At 36.7% G+C, this 17,821-nt stretch carries 16 protein-coding genes and 2 pseudogenes; 13 read left to right on the top strand and 5 right to left on the bottom strand.

Annotated features, from left to right (window positions below; genetic code table 11):
• From VIO64_RS22850 to VIO64_RS22835, 4 genes and pseudogenes are all read right to left on the bottom strand, one after another.
• Positions 1-465, bottom strand: a pseudogene (locus VIO64_RS22850) (2-isopropylmalate synthase); the annotation flags it as partial.
• Between the two features lie 360 nt (positions 466-825).
• Positions 826-1,116 carry a metal-sensitive transcriptional regulator gene (locus VIO64_RS22845; protein WP_331922061.1) on the bottom strand — a complete coding sequence of 97 codons (291 nt, stop codon included), beginning with the start codon at positions 1,114-1,116 and terminating at the stop codon, positions 826-828.
• An 87-nt stretch (positions 1,117-1,203) separates the two neighbouring features.
• On the bottom strand, positions 1,204-1,671 hold the full coding sequence (locus VIO64_RS22840) for a GerW family sporulation protein (RefSeq protein WP_331922060.1): 468 nt from the start codon (positions 1,669-1,671) through the stop codon (positions 1,204-1,206).
• A gap of 159 nt (positions 1,672-1,830) precedes the next feature.
• Positions 1,831-2,313 carry a hypothetical protein gene (locus tag VIO64_RS22835; protein WP_331922059.1) on the bottom strand — a complete coding sequence of 161 codons (483 nt, stop codon included), beginning with the start codon at positions 2,311-2,313 and terminating at the stop codon, positions 1,831-1,833.
• Between the two features lie 310 nt (positions 2,314-2,623).
• Between VIO64_RS22835 and bcp the strand changes: the two genes are divergently transcribed.
• From bcp to VIO64_RS22800, 7 genes and pseudogenes are all read left to right on the top strand, one after another.
• The gene (gene bcp / locus VIO64_RS22830; protein ID WP_331922058.1) at positions 2,624-3,085 is read left to right on the top strand and encodes a thioredoxin-dependent thiol peroxidase; all 462 of its coding nucleotides are present in this window, start codon (positions 2,624-2,626) and stop codon (positions 3,083-3,085) included.
• 16 nt (positions 3,086-3,101) lie between these two features.
• Entirely contained in the window at positions 3,102-3,755 is a 654-nt protein-coding gene (locus VIO64_RS22825) for a cobalamin B12-binding domain-containing protein (protein WP_331922057.1), read from the top strand.
• A 1-nt stretch (position 3,756) separates the two neighbouring features.
• Positions 3,757-4,920 carry an ABC transporter permease gene (locus VIO64_RS22820; protein WP_331922056.1) on the top strand — a complete coding sequence of 388 codons (1,164 nt, stop codon included), beginning with the start codon at positions 3,757-3,759 and terminating at the stop codon, positions 4,918-4,920.
• Positions 4,913-5,599, top strand: coding sequence for an ABC transporter ATP-binding protein (locus tag VIO64_RS22815; protein WP_331922055.1), 687 nt, complete (start codon positions 4,913-4,915; stop codon positions 5,597-5,599). The genes VIO64_RS22820 and VIO64_RS22815 overlap by 8 nt, the downstream gene beginning before the upstream one ends.
• A 524-nt stretch (positions 5,600-6,123) precedes the next feature.
• Entirely contained in the window at positions 6,124-6,978 is an 855-nt protein-coding gene (locus VIO64_RS22810; RefSeq protein ID WP_331922054.1) for an alpha/beta hydrolase, read from the top strand.
• 182 nt (positions 6,979-7,160) lie between these two features.
• Positions 7,161-8,540: pseudogene (locus tag VIO64_RS22805) on the top strand (DUF6557 family protein).
• Between the two features lie 361 nt (positions 8,541-8,901).
• A complete protein-coding gene (locus VIO64_RS22800; RefSeq protein ID WP_331922053.1) occupies positions 8,902-9,189 on the top strand; it encodes a hypothetical protein in 288 nt (95 codons plus the stop codon).
• 110 nt (positions 9,190-9,299) lie between these two features.
• Here VIO64_RS22800 and VIO64_RS22795 read toward each other — a convergent pair whose 3' ends face one another.
• On the bottom strand, positions 9,300-9,779 hold the full coding sequence (locus tag VIO64_RS22795) for a hypothetical protein (protein WP_331922052.1): 480 nt from the start codon (positions 9,777-9,779) through the stop codon (positions 9,300-9,302).
• A 275-nt stretch (positions 9,780-10,054) separates the two neighbouring features.
• On the opposite strand from VIO64_RS22795, the gene VIO64_RS22790 reads away from it, so the two are divergent.
• The 6 genes from VIO64_RS22790 (at position 10,055) to VIO64_RS22765 (ending at position 17,812) form a co-directional block, all read left to right on the top strand.
• The gene (locus VIO64_RS22790; RefSeq protein WP_331922051.1) at positions 10,055-11,632 is read left to right on the top strand and encodes a stalk domain-containing protein; all 1,578 of its coding nucleotides are present in this window, start codon (positions 10,055-10,057) and stop codon (positions 11,630-11,632) included.
• Between the two features lie 73 nt (positions 11,633-11,705).
• Complete coding sequence (locus tag VIO64_RS22785) at positions 11,706-12,083, top strand: iron chaperone (RefSeq protein ID WP_331922050.1); 378 nt, start codon at positions 11,706-11,708, stop codon at positions 12,081-12,083.
• 523 nt (positions 12,084-12,606) lie between these two features.
• Positions 12,607-14,997 carry an accessory Sec system translocase SecA2 gene (secA2, locus tag VIO64_RS22780; RefSeq protein ID WP_331922049.1) on the top strand — a complete coding sequence of 797 codons (2,391 nt, stop codon included), beginning with the start codon at positions 12,607-12,609 and terminating at the stop codon, positions 14,995-14,997.
• Positions 14,998-15,086: 89 nt separating this feature from the next.
• Positions 15,087-15,563, top strand: coding sequence for an NAD(P)H-dependent oxidoreductase subunit E (locus tag VIO64_RS22775; RefSeq protein WP_331922048.1), 477 nt, complete (start codon positions 15,087-15,089; stop codon positions 15,561-15,563).
• A 23-nt stretch (positions 15,564-15,586) separates the two neighbouring features.
• A complete protein-coding gene (locus VIO64_RS22770) occupies positions 15,587-15,973 on the top strand; it encodes a (2Fe-2S) ferredoxin domain-containing protein (protein WP_331922047.1) in 387 nt (128 codons plus the stop codon).
• A gap of 45 nt (positions 15,974-16,018) precedes the next feature.
• Complete coding sequence (locus VIO64_RS22765) at positions 16,019-17,812, top strand: NADH-quinone oxidoreductase subunit NuoF (protein WP_331922046.1); 1,794 nt, start codon at positions 16,019-16,021, stop codon at positions 17,810-17,812.
• The last annotated feature ends 9 nt before the right edge of the window (positions 17,813-17,821 follow it).

Below are 17,821 nucleotides of genomic sequence, written 5' to 3'. Positions count from 1 at the left end.
AAAAACATAATCCGGTGAATTCATCATACCATTTGACCAATCTTCCAGATATACATTTACTTTTATATTTTTCTGGGCAGCGTAATCAATAACAAACTTGACGTCCTCTAGATGCTGCTCTGGTGCTTTGCGGAGCTGGTTGGTTACATGATTTAAAGAACCCTTGCATAAAAGGTTCATAACCCTTGCACCCGATGATACTATCCAATCGACAGATCTGGTCTTATCAGCGAAGCCAAGCACTTCTACCTTATCGAGGCAGCCCAACTTCTGACACATTGAAGATATGGCCTGTACAGAAGCCAATTCTCCTGTAGATACATTTGCTGAAGCTACTTCTATCCTGTCCACTTTGACATCTTCCAATAATGTCTTTGCTATGGTTAGCTTTTCGTGCTGAGTGTAGGCAAGGCCTGGGGTTTGCTCCCCATCTCTCAAGGTTGTATCCATAATTTCAATTCTCATACAATTCATACCTCCATTCAAATTTAAAAATCACAATTTATTTTTCATAAGTATTTTCAGAGAAATAAATAAAGGCCTTCGCCCTATAACAGGACGAAAGCCTAAAATTTCGTTAACCACCTGATACAACATACAAACATATGCGTTCCTTTTAACGGTAGAAAACCGTCAGCACCTACTAGTATTCGGCCTGAAGCTCAAGGAGGATATTCAATACTTACATACTAAGACTGGGCTCCCACCATTCCCAGTTCGCTGTGCTTTTTTGAAAGTATCTACTGTTCCTGTCATTGCTTTTTTAGAATATAATCATATACTTTAATGATAATATTAATAAAATTTTACTACAGCCATGATTAATTAGTCAACAAATTTTAAAAATTTTTGAACAGCATTCATAAGTTCGTTAAGTACTTTTTCCTTATCATCGGAGTTTACTGCATTTTCCATGCATTCACTGGAATACATCTCAAGAACCATACCACCAACCTTGTTTATTGCAGATCTTACGGCAGCTACTTGAGTCAATATATCAACACAATTTTTTTCCTCATCTATCATTCGCTGAATACCCTTAACCTGGCCTTCAATTCTATTTAGGCGTTTTCTAACATCTTCTTTAAAGCCATAGCACTTGTTGTTATCACTCATAAAAACCTCCTATACCCTTCTGGGGTATAGGAGTATTATACAACACTTATTTTAATGGTACAAGACTTTTACAGCTTATACTATAAATTACTGCTGCTGGTTCTGGGCTTGATCTTGCTGCTGGTTTTGCTGTCCCTGTTGCCCCTGCTGTCCCTGTTGCCCCTGCTGTCCTTGTTGGCCTTGTTTGTTCATTCCACTCAATATCTGAGGTATCTTGTCCATAAGCTGGCTGCCACCGGTAGCCGTATTTACAGGTATAACAGAAACATTGTCCTTATCTATAAGAAGAACAGCATCTGTACTGAGCCTTGCTCCAAGACCTAATGCACCACCTGCCATATTTGATGCCATGCCTGTTTGGGCATTGGCAGCGTTTGCCTGGTTCTTTCCTGCCGTATTACCGGTTCCGTACCCTAAAGTTACTGATATTACAGGTATAAATGTTTTGTCGCCATAGCTGACAGGCTTACCGATTAATCCTTCATTTTGAGTAAAGTTTTCCAAGTTTGAGAAAAGCGTATCTACATTCTGTGTTAATGATGAATTGATATCCATAAAATATCCTCCTGAAATTTAAATTTTTTTAATTTCTCATGACTACGATCAAGGTTGCAAAATAGCAAGCGATCTTCTACTATTTAAATGTTTAAATTCTTGCTTGTAATGAGTTGTATAATAATTATCACAAAATGGTCATACTTCAGGGCAGTGTTGTCAGGTCCGTAAAAGCTTTATAAGTGCATTGCCTAAGTTTATTTTTGCTGAGGCGTCTACATAAATGTAGTCCTTGGAGGCTGTAAAATCAGGGCAATGTCTTACTGTTGCAATATCAACCAAACTTGAGATGGCACCCAACAATCCTGTGGTAATACCTGTGGAAAATGGATCTCTAAAACCATAGTATGCATTAATAACAAACTCTTGTGGGTTGACTTTGTTAATTATCTGAGTATCAAAATGTTGTTTTTTGCTCTTTAATGTTTTTGAAAGCAATCTCTTGTTCAAAACAGTAACAGTTAGCACTGGCTTTGTATCAATAATTTCCATTACTGCTTTAAATAAGGGAGGAAGCCAAAACAGTGTCATATACATGTTAGATTTTTCCGTATCAAATATAAACCTTGCTCTTAGTGATATGGTGAATATCATAAATATAAAAAGAGCTAAAATGCCCAGAATAATGACTGTGATAATCATGTTTTACACTCCAATTCAAGCATCAGATTCGTCATAGTGTAATGAAAAGTGACCGATATAAGTAAATAGCACTTCTCACTATGATAAATGATAAATTTATCTATGATGTATCTATTGTTTACACAAGGCAAAAATTTTATTATTGAAAAATTTGCATTTATATGAAAAATCCAAGTTTAAAAAATCGATCTCTTTTAATATAAATTATTAACTGATGTTAATTTTTATTAAAATGTTGGGATAACTAATCATCACTCAATTTTAGTCATGAATTATAAAAATTTAAACTACTACAAATCAGGAGGGTATTATGATAGAAGCGGGAAATAAGGCACCGGATTTTAGGCTGAAGGATGAAGATGATAATGATGTAAGCTTATCGGATTTTAAAGGCAAAAAGGTAGTATTATATTTTTATCCCAGGGACAATACTTCGGGCTGTACAAAGCAGGCTTGTAGTTTCAGAGATGTTTATGACGATATTTTGGAAACGGGTGCAGTAGTCATTGGCATTAGCCCGGACAAGCCTTCGTCTCATAAGAAGTTCAAGGAAAAACTTAATCTGCCGTTTTATCTCTTATGCGATGAAGAACATAAGGTGGCCCAAGGCTTTGGAGCCTGGGGAGAAAAGAAGATGTACGGCAAGACATATATGGGAATAATAAGATCGACATTTATAATCGATGAAAACATGATTGTTTTAAAGGTTTATCCAAAGGTAATTCCTGTGGGACATGGAGATGAGATATTAAGGGCTTTAAAAGATATATGAAAAAGGTGATATTGAAATGAATAAATTCTATAATGAGTTTTTGGGGCATTTGGAAAAAGAGGACAGATTTGCTTGTGTAGAGTATGCAGTTTCCAAACTTTCTTCAGGTGAGTTGGATGTGGTCACTCTTTATGAAGATGTTGCAGGGCCGGCACTAAACAGTATAGATTGCAATATAAATGATAAAGGCTTATGCATATGGAGAGAGCATGTCAGAAGCTCAATTGTAAGAACGGTAATTGAAAACTGCTACACCTATGTAATCAAAGAACGGGAAAAAAGGAAAATCAGTGGTAAAGCAGGGACAGCAGTTGTTATTTGCCCTGATGGTGAATACCATGAAATCGGAGCAAGAATTGTAGCCGACTTTTTCACAATGTGTGGACTCAATGCAACATTTGTAGGAAGCAGCACCCCAAAGGAAGAGTTTATAAGTGTTTTGGAATATTTAAAGCCTGATTTTATTGCAGTAAGTGTTACAAATTATTATAATCTGGTATCGGCCGGAAAGGCTATTAAGGAGATAAGGTCCAGGTACAAAGGCAATTTGAAAATACTTGTAGGCGGAAACGCGTTTTTGAAAAACCCCAATACTTATAAGGAAATAGGTGCGGATACACATGTAAGAACTTTTAATGAAATTCGCAATTACATTGGGGGAGGATGGTAATATGGTATTTTCTGCAAAGGTAGCTATGAGGTTTTTAAAGTCAGGCAAAAGTCAGACAATTTTTATAGCTTTAGGAATAGCAATAGGTGTTTCGGTACAAATATTTATAGGCCTTTTGATACAAGGACTGCAGCAAAGTCTTATCAATCGAACCATAGGCAATTCGCCGCAGATAACAGTTACATCATTAATGGATAATAAGCTTATAGAGGACTGGGAAAGTCTATTTGACAGGGTCATGGATGAAAAAAGGGTGGAAAAGATATCCCCTGTTGCCGATTCTGCAGCCTTTATAAAATATAATAGTAAAAGTGAGCCTGTTGTGGTAAGAGGTTTTTTGCCCGACAAAGCTGACGAGATTTATAACATCAAGGAAAGGATTTTTGAGGGTGAGCTTTTTACAGGCGACAGGGAGGTGCTTGTGGGCAAGGAGCTCAGGGACAAGCTAGGCCTAATGCTTGGACAGGAAGTGGAAATAATTACTTATGATGGTAAAAAGGCAGGTCTTAAGGTAAAAGGATTTTATGACCTAAAAGTTTCATCCATAAACAAGAGTTGGTTGATGGTAAGTCTTAAAACATCACAGGATATTCTCGGATTTGATAATAGTATTACAGGCATTGAAATGCAGGTTGGATATTCGGATGTGTTTAATACAAAAGAGATTGCAAAATCCATTGACAACCTTTTAAATCACAGTAATTTGAAAACAGATGAGTGGCAGTCTCAGAACGCAGAACTGCTAAGCGGTCTCAATGGCCAAAGTGTATCTAGTATTATGATTCAGGTCTTTGTTTTGGTATCTGTGCTTCTTGGTATAGCCAGTGTTCTTGCAATTACCGTTATGCAGAAGTCAAAGCAGATAGGCATCCTTAAGGCAATGGGTGTTAAGGATAGGCAGTCAAGCATGATTTTTATGCTTCAGGGCTTTTTTCTTGGAATTTTAGGATCTGTACTGGGTGTTTCGTTAGGATTGGGTCTTATTGTTATGTTCACAAAATTTGCACTTAACCCGGATGGGACTCCTGTTGTGCCAATCTACATGAATTACGGGTTTATCACATTTTCTGGTGTGATAGCCGTAGCAGCATCTGTAGCAGCGTCCCTGATACCTGCAAGAAAGTCCTCAAAACTAAACCCGATTGAGGTGATAAGAAATGGCTAAATCTATTGAACTTATTAAAATAAACAAAATATATGGGGACAAGATAAAAACTCAGGTGCTTTTTGATATTGATCTGAGCTTTGATGAAGGCACTTTCACCTCCATAATCGGTTCATCAGGCAGTGGTAAAAGTACCTTGCTCAATATAATAGGAACCTTGGACAGGCCTTCAAACGGCCAGATTTTTGTTGATGGCATCAGCACTGAAAAGATGAATAAAAATCAGTTGGCGGAGCTGCGAAATGAAACAATAGGCTTCATTTTTCAGTTTCATCACCTTTTACCCGAGTTTACTGCTTTGGAGAACGTGCTGATGCCATATGTTATAAAGCATGGAAAGGCTTCAGGTGAGGCTGTGAAAAGGGCGGAGGAGCTTATGGAGATGGTAGGGCTTTCGGGTGTTAAGAAAAACCTTTCATCAAATATGTCGGGTGGACAGCAGCAAAGGACAGCTATAGCGAGAGCCCTTATAAACAATCCTAAACTTATCCTGGCTGATGAACCTACCGGTAACCTGGATTCTGAGTCAACAGAAAATATTTACAGAATTTTAAGGAATGTCAATGAGGCATTTAGGACCACTTTTATTGTTATTACGCATGATAGAAGAATAGCTGAAAAGGCAGACAGGGTTGTTGAAATAAAGGATGGAAGGATAAGTATGGATATTTATAAGTAGGTATTCAGCCATTAGAAAACAAATTAAAATAAACTCTAGAGGAATTAAAATAGTTAATATGAAAGGTAACTGGCTAAGACTCTTCCCAGCTTTATTTGTTATTGCGATTAACAGAAAAATATACAATAACACGATTTATATTTCCCTTCGTGCTGTAGTGGCAGCGAAGAGATAGTAAATTAAAAGGTTAGATACTATAATTCATATCTAACCTTTTAATTTACTACATTTAATTGGTATTGAATCTTTATCAACTACTAGTCCTCTTGCTTTCTATTACCTTTTATGGTTTTGTCCTAGTACATTGGACTCATTCCCTTCCTGGTAACTTTCTTACCAATCATTTATTGATTGTATTATATATATACCTCGTATAATTAATTCTCTAACAACATTTTTTAGAGATATATGGTTTATAGGCATGGCAGGACTACTTGACGCAAATGAAAATGTTACATATACTGAGGATAAATCCGTGTATTTGGCTATAAAAGGGTTTATAAATCTGAATGGAGTTGAGTTTTATGAAACTTGCAAATTGCATTTTATTTGTAAGTATATTTAGTATACTTTTGATTTCAGGATGTTCTTCTGAAAAACCCGTATTGAGTCATTCCGAAGTAGTTCAAAGTACGATTAACAGTAAGATAATTGGTGGTAATTTAAATATAACTGTGTATCTTCCAAAGGGGTATGGTAAGGGCGATAAATATCCAGTTTTGTATGCACTGCATGGTTCCTCAGGCAATGAATGGGTATGGTTCGAAGATCTTGATGCCAACAGTTGTGCAGATAGATTAATAAGCCAGAATAGGATCAAGCCCATGATTATTGTATGCACAAAGACATTGAACAGCTTTACTTTGACTGATTCAGACGGTCAAAATATTGGAAATATCCATAAGGATTTATTTGAGGAATATGTGTGCGAAGAACTGGTTCCATATATAGATTTACATTATGATACTATCAAATCCAAAGATTCCAGATACATCGGCGGTGTATCTATGGGTGGATTCATAGCACTTCAAATTGCACTTCATCACCCGCAGATATTCGGGAAAGCTGGAGGTCACAGTCCTGCGTCATGGATATATGACTATTCGGAAAACTCTTTTGATAATTGGTTGTATTCCGGTGACACAGAAAATAATAGTAGGGACCCGATCAAATTTGCCCGTGAAAGAGGACTTTCTGATATAAAAGTTTTCTTGGACTGCGGTAAAAATGATTATGGAATTGTAGATGATACAAAAAAGATACATGACGCATTGATAAAAAGAGGTATTAGTTCAACTTGTATTATAAATGAAGGAGAACACGCACTGGAGTACTGGGCGGCAAACATGGAAAAATATCTAGAGTTTTATAACAAGTAATCCACAAAGTCTGGATATATGAAAGACTGTGCCTGCTCTTGCATAAAAATATAAAAACATATTTCCTTACTTGGATGCAGGCGAGAATATCAGGTGCAGAAACGAAATAATTAACCAATTAATTAGATTGAGGATTTAAACAAAAAGGTGTGCAAATTAGCAAGTGGCATGCATTTTTGTGTATGATTTTTAATTACGGGGGATTAAGGATGGATAGCAGATATAAAGAGATTGTAGAAAGAATTTCTTTATTAAATAATGAAAGTCTTATTAAAATTGTTACAGAAAATTATGATGAATATGAAGCTGAGGCACTGGAAATTGCAAAACTTGAATTGGAAAGAAGGAATATTGATGTAGATAACAATATCAATAAGAAATGTTTTGGATATATTGTCGAGCATACTGATATTGCAGTTGAGGATTTGGTTTCATTTAAGGACGTATTACAACAAGTGAATTTTACATCGCTTGAAGAGGCTATTATAAATATTTATCCTGATGCACAGAAGCTTATTGAAGAGTACAAAAGCATTTATGATAAGATTTTGATCGAAGGGCCAGGTAAATCAAAAAGTGTGTTGATAATAATGGAAAATGAGCTTGAACATTATACTGATAGTGAAAAGTGGAAAATTTATGGCTGTGACACTCAAACAGGTTAAAAGATTAACATTGAGCAGTTTGACTGGAAAGAGTGGAGCTCATTCTACATAAATAATAATGATATTCGGAAGATAGGCAGGAAAAGCTATATAGCACATTGTTTTTACAAAATGGCAATGAATGGGTTTGATAAAAAAGCTATTAAAACAAATCTTAAAATAAAAGCTGAAGAAGATAATTGCAAGTATTTTTTTAACAAAGCCTCGAAATCAACTAACAGCATATTGGGCTCTGCGTTCGTTATGAAATTAGGCTGGACTTTTAAGAATATGGTTTCCTGTTATATGGCACTTATTGCTGTACTTGGATTGCAATTTTTTAGTGTATTTGCTCATACTAACAGATATACGTTTCAAGAGGTAATATCAGATGTCCAGAATTGTTTAGTGTTGGGGCTTGACATATCATTCATTACTCCAATCCTGTCAAAACTGTTGATGGAGCTGGGTTTCCTTGTTTTTGCTATATGCATATATTCTGGAATCCTTTTCTTATATAAGAAGGTACTTAATCATGAACTGATAAGTATAAATGATTTTCTACATGGAATTGGGAAAAATTTTGTAAATATATTTCTTGCAGGAATTTGTTTCAGCTTGACTATCAATATTATAATTTATATTGTTCAAATTCTAGTAACGAGACATAGCTTTAGTGATAATATGATGTTAATTTTTACTAAGTTATCAATTGCACAGGCACTGGGTCTATTTTTTAATGCTTTAGTGGTATATGGAACCTTGGTATTGGCAGAATTTGTCATTCTATTATTCTTTAGTTTTCTTTATGAGATAGTCGATATTATAAAAAGAAACTATATGTTTAATATCTATTCTAGGAATGGTTTGGATTTGTATACTTTCATGGATATTTTCATGATTGGTATACCTAGTTGACTGAAATTTCTTGAGATGCTTGCCAAAGCGTTTATTACTTGTTTTTTATTTCTTTATACAAGCCTGATTTTTTATTGGAATAAGAGGAGTAAGGGCTTTTTAAAAGTATAGAAATTTATATTGGGAGCAATTCCAACTTTCCTTATGCAATGTAAATAAATATTTGTATAATTTCCAATTTGAGATGCTTCCAGGCACTTCTTCTACAGCAGATATTGCCTATCAGATTGCTATCGTGCTGAAGTCTTAGCAAGTGTAGCACATTCTGCTATAATAATGCTGCAGCTAGGTTATCGCACTTTTAATAAACAACATCAAGTAGTTGATAAAAATAATCTAATTGATATGGGGATAAATTAATATGAATGGTATCTTTGAATTTATAGGAAATTTAAAAAGCACTTATATAGAGCTGTTTTTGTATCTGGTTGTACCTGCTTTTCTCATACTTTTTTTATGGAAATCCAAAAACAGAAGTAAATTTGGATTGTTAATTAAGACAGTTGGAATAGGTGCTTTTATTCTGGCTTTATTTTGGGTACCCTACAGGGAAACATCAGTTGGCTATTACACAAACTATATTCTGTTGGTACTTTTTTGGCTTCTGCAGTTAGGGCGTTTACGAAGGTCAGAGGGGTTAGATTTTTAAATGGTGTAACTATAAAAGGTATAGCTCTTGTTGTACCTGCAATTATTGCAATATTGCTTTTGGGATATGTTGGAAAGTTTATTTTGTAATTGGAAAACGGTGTAATAAAGTTATATTACATTACCTTTTTTCTTTGCATTGGAATCCTTTATTGTACCTATAAGGATGCCAATACTCATTCCAAAGCACATTCCCAAACTCATACCAATAGATTGAAATTCCCCCTTATTTGATATTAATCCAATAACCATTCCACATAACATGCCCAATGATGTTCCCATAGACATATATATTCCTATATAGTGACCTGCAGTAATCAGTTTATGCTTTTTATGCAAGTGGGATATTATTTTTTTCAAAGTAATCATGTAATTTTTTAAATGGGATTTATCAATACAATCTAAATTATTCAATAATTGACTTTCAAATATGCTTAGTAAATATTTGCACTCACTGCAGCCATCTGAATATTGAGTAAGCTTATTTAGGATATTCTCCAATCTGTATATTTGCAGTGCCTTAACCTTTTTTGCACCAAGGTTTGATTTTAACATATCTATCTTCTCAATAATTTTCTGATTAGTTTCCATTTAAGATATTTTCCTTTAATATATTTGCAACTATTATATTATATACCATTTAAAATATGCTTTTGGTATAACTGGAAATGATATGATAAAGGTATAATTTTTCCTGGGATGAATTTGTTTAGAATTCTCAATTATGAACTCAGTTAAAGACAATAGTGTTAAAAAATGTACTGGAATTAATGTGTCAAAGGGGTATAATAGTTTATGAATTGTAGTTATATCATTTCCAAGACTATAATTGTGTTGTTATATATAACTTTTATGGAGGATTGTTAATGAAAAAGAAATTACCAATACTTGTATTGTTTTTATTTATGTTACAGATATTATCTATAAGAATAAATGCAGCTGAAATGCAGGAAAATATATTATGGAAAACCGTACATAAAGATATCAATAAATATAAATTACTTGATGTAGCTTATAACGGAAAAACTTATGTAGCTGTAGGAATTGGAGGTTATTTAGCTACTTCATCTGATGCTGAAAACTGGATAGAACAAGATTTTGAAACAACAAGTGATTTCTGTAAAGTTATTTGGGATGGGAATTTATTTGCTGTTGAGGATATAAATAAAACTGTTATTTCGTCAGAAGACGGCGTCAATTGGAAAATACAAAATGACTATAAATTTGTAGAAAATAGCTTGGGGCAATCTATTTCGAAAAATGACTTGCAAGATCTTTTTGGTGAACTTAGAACAATCATATATAATGGTGAGCAATATGTCGCTTATAATTCCAATTTTGATATATTTGTTTCAAACGATGCCTTGAAGTGGGATAAACTCAAAACTAAAATGAAATTTTTTGAAGCTGGTATTGTATGGGGAAATAATAAATATATTGCTGTTGATTCTTTAAACGGGAAAGTATTTAGTTCCTTGAACGGAATCGGGTGGACAGAATCAGGTTCCGCTATAATCAATGAATGTCAAAAAGTTGTATGGACCGGTAACTTGTATATCGCATGTGGAAAAGGGGAAATATGGGCATCAGCTGATGGAGAAGAGTGGGAAAATCACAAACTTCCTGAGCCCGATGAAGTGGATGGCATAGCATGGAATGGGAATCAGTTTGTGCTCATAAACTCAAACAACACCATTTTGGCATCAAAAAATTTTAGCAATTGGAATGTACATCAAATGAAAGAATTGCATGATTTAAGTTCGGTATTTTGGGATGGAAAGGAGTTTGTTGTCTTAGGCAGTAAACTTACCAGAGGTATAATCACTGGGTGTACAGTTAAGTCAGTGAACGGGCTTCAATGGAAGCAATGGGATGCAAAAAATGTTCAGCGGTTTCTTCGTATGATATGGACCGGAGATCAATTCATAGGTACTGATGGATTTGGCAATATCGTAACATCAAGCGACGGGATTAATTGGAGCAGGCATAAAAATATGGCAGTATTGAACTACAGAGACTGTGGGGATTTGTGGGATGGTGAGAAAGTTGTAATGGTGGGATGGATTGGAACCATTATACTGGGCTATCCTATGGATATAATAAAAGTAAAAATCGATGGCAAGCCGATTGTTTTTGACGTTGCTCCTATAATTAAACAAGGAACTACTTTGGTACCTCTTCGTGCCATATTTGAAAAACTTGGGGCAGAGGTAAAATGGGATGCTAAAACCCGAACAATTACAGGAACAAAAGGTAGCAAAACAGTTATATTGAAACTTGACGATACTTTAGCCAGTGTTGACGGACAAAAAAAGATCCTTTCGGTCCCCGCAACTTCCATAAAAGGGAGGACAATGGTTCCAGCAAGGTTTATATCTGAAAGTTTGGGAGCGAATGTAGGATGGGATGGAATCACACGGACCTGCGAAATCTCTTCCATCTAAAAAATAGAAAAGATTTTTGGGAAAGCGATTAATTAATTCTTGAGTTAAAATTCGTATAATAAGGAGATTAAAAATGGATAAAAAACCGAAAAGAAACCCATCTGTAAATGTTCCGGAGGAAGTTGACAGGTATCTGGCTGAGTTGCCGGATGATATACGTCAGGAGCTTGAAAGGGTAAGAAAAACAGTTAAGGAGATAGTTCCAAATTTAACAGAGAGAGTAAGCTATCAGGTGCCAATATTAAGATTAAATAAGGACCTCGTTGGTTTTGCGGCACAAAAGAACCATTGTTCGTTTTATACCATGAGCAGAAGTATAATTGAGCAAATGAAAGAAGAACTGGCAGGTTATAAGATTTCGGGCACAACCATTCATTTTAGTCCGGAAAAACCTTTGTCCAGAGAATTAATAGAAAAAATAGTAAACAAGAGGTTAATTGAGTTGGGGTAAGAATTGGAGCATTGGTTTAGAACTGGGTATTTCATATAAAAGCTAACTGATTTTTAATTAATGATTGTATGACAGGCAGAAAAGAGATAGAATATTTGTATACAGCTTCCAAAAGCAGCAGTATACACAATAAACGGTTGGCAAAGGAATCTATATGTCATATATTATTTTAACAGGCATTTCAATAATGGTTGCCTGTTTAATCGAATCAATTGATAACAAAAAAACGAGGGCTGACAAAAGGTCCCGGCGATTTTTTCAAAAATGGCATGTTTATTTTCCATGGCTCGCAGAGTACAAGCTTGCTATACTTCTGGATGTCATATGTTTGCTGCCTATTAATCTTTTATGTGGCTTTTATGCTGCGTCCAACCATTTTGTAATATCACTTGAGATCATTTATTTATTCAGTATTTTGATTATTATTTTATTTAAAAATATGAAAATTCATAGAGCTCCTTTATTAAAAAATATTGCATTATGATTGTGTTATGTAAATTTAATTTATTAGGAGGGCTCTATTATGTTAAAGGGACTGTCAAGGTTAGGGAAAAAGCTTCAGGGAATGCATATTCCGGTTAGTTATAATGTTGACCAATACAATAAAATTGTTGAAGATATAAATATTGCAAACTTAAGCAATAAATCCGATAATGAACTTAAGGGGATGGCCGCTGGGATAAGAGCAAAAGTGAAAGACGGTACACCTTTGGAAGACGTTCTTGTAGAAGCATATGCATTAGGGCGGGAGGTGTCTCACAGAACCCTTGGTATGAGGCATTATGATGTGCAGCTTCTGGCAGGGGCAGCACTGCATGAAGGCAAGATAGTGGAGATGCAGACTGGAGAGGGCAAAACTCTTGCGGCTGTTCTTCCGGCATATCTGAATTCATTAACCGGAAAAGGTGTTCATATTTTGACCTTTAATGACTATCTTGTCCGAAGGGATGCAGAATGGATGAAGCCTATTTATGATTTTCTTGGGGTTTTGGTAGGATATGTCAAAGAGGGAATGAGCATTAAAGACAGGCAAAATGCTTACCGTATGGATATTACTTATGTTACTGCCAAGGAGGCGGGCTTTGATTACCTTAAGGACTTTCTTTGCACTAACAAGGACAACCTGGCTCATAGAGGGTTTAATTACGCAATTGTAGACGAAGCGGACTCAATACTTATTGATGAAGCAAGGATACCCCTCGTTATAGCAGGAAGCCAGGAAGCAGAAGAAAATGATCTTACCAGGCTGTCTGAATTGGCGAAACAGCTTATAAGAGGTACAGATTATGCTATAGATGAAAATGGGTCCAATGTTTTTCTGACAGATTTTGGACTTTGCAGGGTTGAAAGGCTTCTCGGATGCTCCAATTTATATGAAGAGCACAACCTTAAACTTTTGACGCAGGTAAACAGTGCACTTTTTGCAGAGGCACTTCTAAAAAGAGACAGGGATTATATAGTAAGGGATGGGAAAATTGAGCTGGTGGATGAGTTTACGGGCCGTGTTGCGGATAAGAGGCACTGGCCGGATAACATACAGGCGGCTGTAGAAGCAAAAGAAGCCCTTGATAAAAAATCCAGAGGCGTTATCATGTCTCAGATAGCACTTCAGCATTTCATTAATTTGTATCCTAGAATAGCGGGTATGACCGGCACAGCTAAGACATCTGCCAATGAGTTTCATGAGTTTTATGGTGCAGAAGTAGTTGTTGTGCCAACCAATAAGCCTTGTATAAGAAAAGACTTGCCGGACATGGTGTTTGCTGGCCAGGATGCAAAGAAAAACGCTATTATTTCAGAAATCAAGAAGGCACACAATAAAGGACAACCGGTTTTGATTGGAACAGGCAGTGTTGAAGAATCGGAAAGGCTGGCGGCTGATCTTCATAATGTCGGTATTCACGCAAATGTGCTAAATGCCAAGAATGACGAAATGGAGGCAGAAATTATTGCCAAATCAGGTATGTACGGAGCTGTTACAGTTTCTACCAATATGGCGGGACGCGGCGTTGATATCAAGCTTGGCGGAGAGAATGGAGAAAGAAGAGACGAAATAATTGCAGCCGGCGGGCTTTATGTTATAGGCACCAATAAAAATGAAAGCAGAAGAATCGATAATCAGCTAAAGGGCAGAGCAGGGCGGCAGGGAGACCCTGGAAAGAGCCGCTTGATTATAAGCCTGGAAGATGATATTGTGCTCAAATACGATATAGCGAAGCTTGTACCCGCACAGTTCTATCCTGAAGACAGGAATAAACCTTTCAATAGTTCGGCAGTAAATAGTGAACTAAACAGAGGGCAGAGGATAATAGAAGGCTATAACTCCGACGTGAGAAGGAAACTTTTAAAGTATTCTTTTATAATAGAAGAGCAAAGAAAGATAGTTTGCAGCAAAAGGCAGGATATTCTTCAGGATAAGGCACAGCTTAAAATTCTTAGAGAAAAAGCCTCTGACAAGTATGGCGAGGTATTAGGCAAATATGGGGAAAAGACCGTGTATGAGGTGGAAAAGCAGCTTACACTATTCTTTATCAACAAGCACTGGTCAGAGTATCTTGAGTATATGAATTACACAAAAGAGAGCATACATCTGGTAGTTATGGGAAGAAAAAATCCAATAGATGAATTTCATAAAATTGCAATTGAGGCCTTCAGAGAAATGCTTGGGGATGTGGAGAATGACATAATAAACGTCTTTGAAAATATCGAGATAACAAAAGACGGTATCGATATGGAGAAGGAAGGCCTTTTGGGACCGTCCTCCACATGGACATACCTTATTAACGACAGCCCTGATCAGTTCAGCAATTTACCAAATTTGATGAAGGCTACTTCAACGATGATCACCGGACCATTGTTCACCCTAAAATCAATTTACAAAAAAATATTTGCAAGAAACAAATCAGATAAGTGATTTTTGTTTATTGCTCTTTGTTTTATGTGGTATATATATTGTATAATTATTGTGAATTAATTAACAGAAAGGAAAGGTAATTTAATATTATGTGTAAAAATTTGCTTGCTGAAGAAATGTTCAAGGAACTCGATGAATATATCGGCAGCCTTGAAAACAAGGGGGGAAGCCTCATTACAGTGCTTCATAAGGCTCAGGAAATCTTCGGTTACCTTCCTAAGGAAGTGCAGCTCCATGTGGCAAGAAGGCTTGATACTACAGCAGCCAAGGTTAATGGAGTAGTTACTTTCTATTCCTATTTTACTGAAGAGCCAAAAGGAGAGCATGTGATTAATGTATGTCTTGGTACTGCATGTTATGTAAGGGGCGCTGAGTCAATACTCAAGGAAATTGAGAAAACGCTAAAAATTCGTGCAGGAGGAATAACCGAGGATGGTAAATTCAGCCTAGACGGATTAAGATGTGTAGGTGCATGCGGTTTGGCACCCGTAGTAATAGTTGACGGTAAGGTGTTTGGAAGAGTAAAAATTGAAGAGGTTGAAGGTATTCTGGAAAACTATAAATAAAATTATTAAGGCGGGTGGAAAAAATGGCAGCAATTAAATCTCTTGATGAGCTTAAGGCTATAAGGGATAGACTTAAGGATCAGGTGCAGGTTCGTGATGACAGTACTGAAAAAATAAAGGTTTTTGTAGGTATGGCTACTTGCGGTATTGCAGCAGGTGCAAGGACTACAATGAACGCAATGCTTGATGAAGTACATAAGCTGGGAATTACAAATGTTGCAATAATACAATCCGGATGTATGGGCTCTTGCTTCGCGGAACCTACTGTCGAGGTAAGGGTTCCGGGACAGGAAGGAATACTTTACGGAAATGTTGATGAAGAAAAGGGAAGAGAAATAATCAGAAAACATATCAAAGACGGGGAATTGCTCAATAATCTTATAATAGGCAAGCCCTTCGAAAATGTATAAATGCATTCAAACAAAAATAGCATGTTTTAATTTGGAGGGAATCAAATGGGAAAATATAGAATGCACCTGCTGGTATGCGGCGGGACCGGATGTCAGGCATCCGAGAGCCAGCTGATTGTTAAGAATCTTGAAGCCGGGTTGGCTGCTGTGGGCATGGAAAATGAGGTTCAGGTAGTGCTTACAGGATGTTTTGGATTCTGCGAAAAAGGGCCTATTGTGAAGGTTTTGCCTGACAGCGTGTTTTATGTAGAGGTTAAGCCCTCAGATGCTGAGGAAATTGTTAAGGAACATGTAGTCAAGGGAAGAAAGGTTGAAAGGCTTCTTTATGTTGAACCGACTCAGAGGCAAAAGATTGAAGAACATAAAGAAATGCCCTTTTATAAAAAGCAGCTTCGTGTTGCGTTAAGGAACTGCGGTTTTATTGACCCGGAGGATATAAATGATTATATTGCCGTTGAGGGATACATGGCACTGGGGAAAATCCTCACTGAAATGAGTCCTCAAGATGTTATAGATATTATGAAAAAGAGCGGCCTTAGAGGAAGAGGCGGGGCTGGCTTCCCTACAGGAATAAAATGGGAGACTGCCAACAGGAGTCAGGCGGATCAGAAATATGTTGTGTGTAATGCCGACGAGGGAGACCCTGGGGCATTTATGGACAGAAGCGTTTTAGAGGGAGATCCTCACAGTGTGCTGGAAGCCATGGCTATAGCAGGATATGCAATAGGAGCCAGTAAAGGCTACATATATGTCCGTGCTGAGTACCCATTAGCTGTGCAGAGGCTTGAGATTGCCATTAAGCAGGCTAAAGAACTGGGGCTTATGGGAGAGAACATTTTAGGCACAGGCTTTTCATTTGACATTTCATTAAAGCTTGGTGCGGGAGCCTTTGTATGCGGAGAGGAAACCTCTCTTTTAAGGTCTGTGGAAGGAAATCGTGGTGAGCCCACAAACAAGCCGCCATTCCCGGCACAAAAAGGGCTATGGATGAAGCCTACGGTAGTTAATAATGTTGAAACATTGGCCAACATTCCTCCCATATTTTTAAAGGGTGCAGAATGGTTTGCTACAATAGGTACTGAAAAGAGCAAGGGGACAAAAGTATTTGCCCTTGCTGGTAAAATAAACAATGTTGGACTTATTGAAGTGCCTATGGGTACTACATTGAAAGAGATTATTCACGGAATAGGCGGAGGAATAAAGGATGGCAAGGCCTTTAAAGCTGTTCAGACAGGGGGGCCTTCAGGAGGATGTATTCCTAGCCAATTTATTGATACGCCTATTGATTATGAGTCATTATCCTCACTTGGATCAATGATGGGATCCGGTGGTATGATTGTTTTAGATGAAGATGATTGTATGGTAAATATAGCGAAGTACTACCTTGAATTTACGGTTGATGAATCCTGCGGTAAATGTACACCATGCAGGGTTGGAACCAAGAGACTTTATGAAATTCTTACAAAGATAACCGAAGGTAAGGGGGAAGAGCAGGATTTATATGACCTTAAGGAGCTTGGACAAATAATCAGAGATACAGCTCTTTGCGGTCTTGGACAGACAGCACCAAACCCTATTTTGAGTACCCTTAATTATTTCTGGGATGAATATTTGGCACATGTAAGAGATAAAAAATGTCCTGCAGGTGCATGTACATCGCTTCTCAATTATTACATAATTCCGGAAAAATGTATCGGATGCAGGGCTTGTACCAAGGTATGTCCGGTAAACTGTATTTCAGGTGAGCTAAAGCAGGTCCATCTGATAGACAATAGCAAATGCATCAAGTGCGGTGCTTGTATGAGTACATGTAAATTTGCTGCTATCGAGAGAAGATAATTGGAAGGG

It is taken from the genome of Pseudobacteroides sp. (assembly GCF_036567765.1).
Lineage (GTDB): Bacteria > Bacillota > Clostridia > Acetivibrionales > DSM-2933 > Pseudobacteroides.
This window is presented reverse-complemented; position numbering and strand designations above follow the sequence as displayed.

What these genes read in the sequence shown, in the direction of transcription:
- VIO64_RS22845 (WP_331922061.1), bottom strand. Translation starts at nt 1,116, where the DNA reads ATGAGTGATAACAACAAGTGCTATGGCTTTAAAGAAGATGTTAGAAAA.
- bcp (WP_331922058.1), top strand. Translation starts at nt 2,624, where the DNA reads ATGATAGAAGCGGGAAATAAGGCACCGGATTTTAGGCTGAAGGATGAA.
- VIO64_RS22790 (WP_331922051.1), top strand. Translation starts at nt 10,055, where the DNA reads ATGAAAAAGAAATTACCAATACTTGTATTGTTTTTATTTATGTTACAG.
- VIO64_RS22820 (WP_331922056.1), top strand. Translation starts at nt 3,757, where the DNA reads ATGGTATTTTCTGCAAAGGTAGCTATGAGGTTTTTAAAGTCAGGCAAA.
- VIO64_RS22775 (WP_331922048.1), top strand. Translation starts at nt 15,087, where the DNA reads ATGTGTAAAAATTTGCTTGCTGAAGAAATGTTCAAGGAACTCGATGAA.
- VIO64_RS22835 (WP_331922059.1), bottom strand. Translation starts at nt 2,313, where the DNA reads ATGATTATCACAGTCATTATTCTGGGCATTTTAGCTCTTTTTATATTT.
- VIO64_RS22770 (WP_331922047.1), top strand. Translation starts at nt 15,587, where the DNA reads ATGGCAGCAATTAAATCTCTTGATGAGCTTAAGGCTATAAGGGATAGA.
- VIO64_RS22825 (WP_331922057.1), top strand. Translation starts at nt 3,102, where the DNA reads ATGAATAAATTCTATAATGAGTTTTTGGGGCATTTGGAAAAAGAGGAC.
- VIO64_RS22765 (WP_331922046.1), top strand. Translation starts at nt 16,019, where the DNA reads ATGGGAAAATATAGAATGCACCTGCTGGTATGCGGCGGGACCGGATGT.
- secA2 (WP_331922049.1), top strand. Translation starts at nt 12,607, where the DNA reads ATGTTAAAGGGACTGTCAAGGTTAGGGAAAAAGCTTCAGGGAATGCAT.
- VIO64_RS22785 (WP_331922050.1), top strand. Translation starts at nt 11,706, where the DNA reads ATGGATAAAAAACCGAAAAGAAACCCATCTGTAAATGTTCCGGAGGAA.
- VIO64_RS22815 (WP_331922055.1), top strand. Translation starts at nt 4,913, where the DNA reads ATGGCTAAATCTATTGAACTTATTAAAATAAACAAAATATATGGGGAC.
- VIO64_RS22810 (WP_331922054.1), top strand. Translation starts at nt 6,124, where the DNA reads ATGAAACTTGCAAATTGCATTTTATTTGTAAGTATATTTAGTATACTT.
- VIO64_RS22795 (WP_331922052.1), bottom strand. Translation starts at nt 9,779, where the DNA reads ATGGAAACTAATCAGAAAATTATTGAGAAGATAGATATGTTAAAATCA.
- VIO64_RS22800 (WP_331922053.1), top strand. Translation starts at nt 8,902, where the DNA reads ATGAATGGTATCTTTGAATTTATAGGAAATTTAAAAAGCACTTATATA.
- VIO64_RS22840 (WP_331922060.1), bottom strand. Translation starts at nt 1,671, where the DNA reads ATGGATATCAATTCATCATTAACACAGAATGTAGATACGCTTTTCTCA.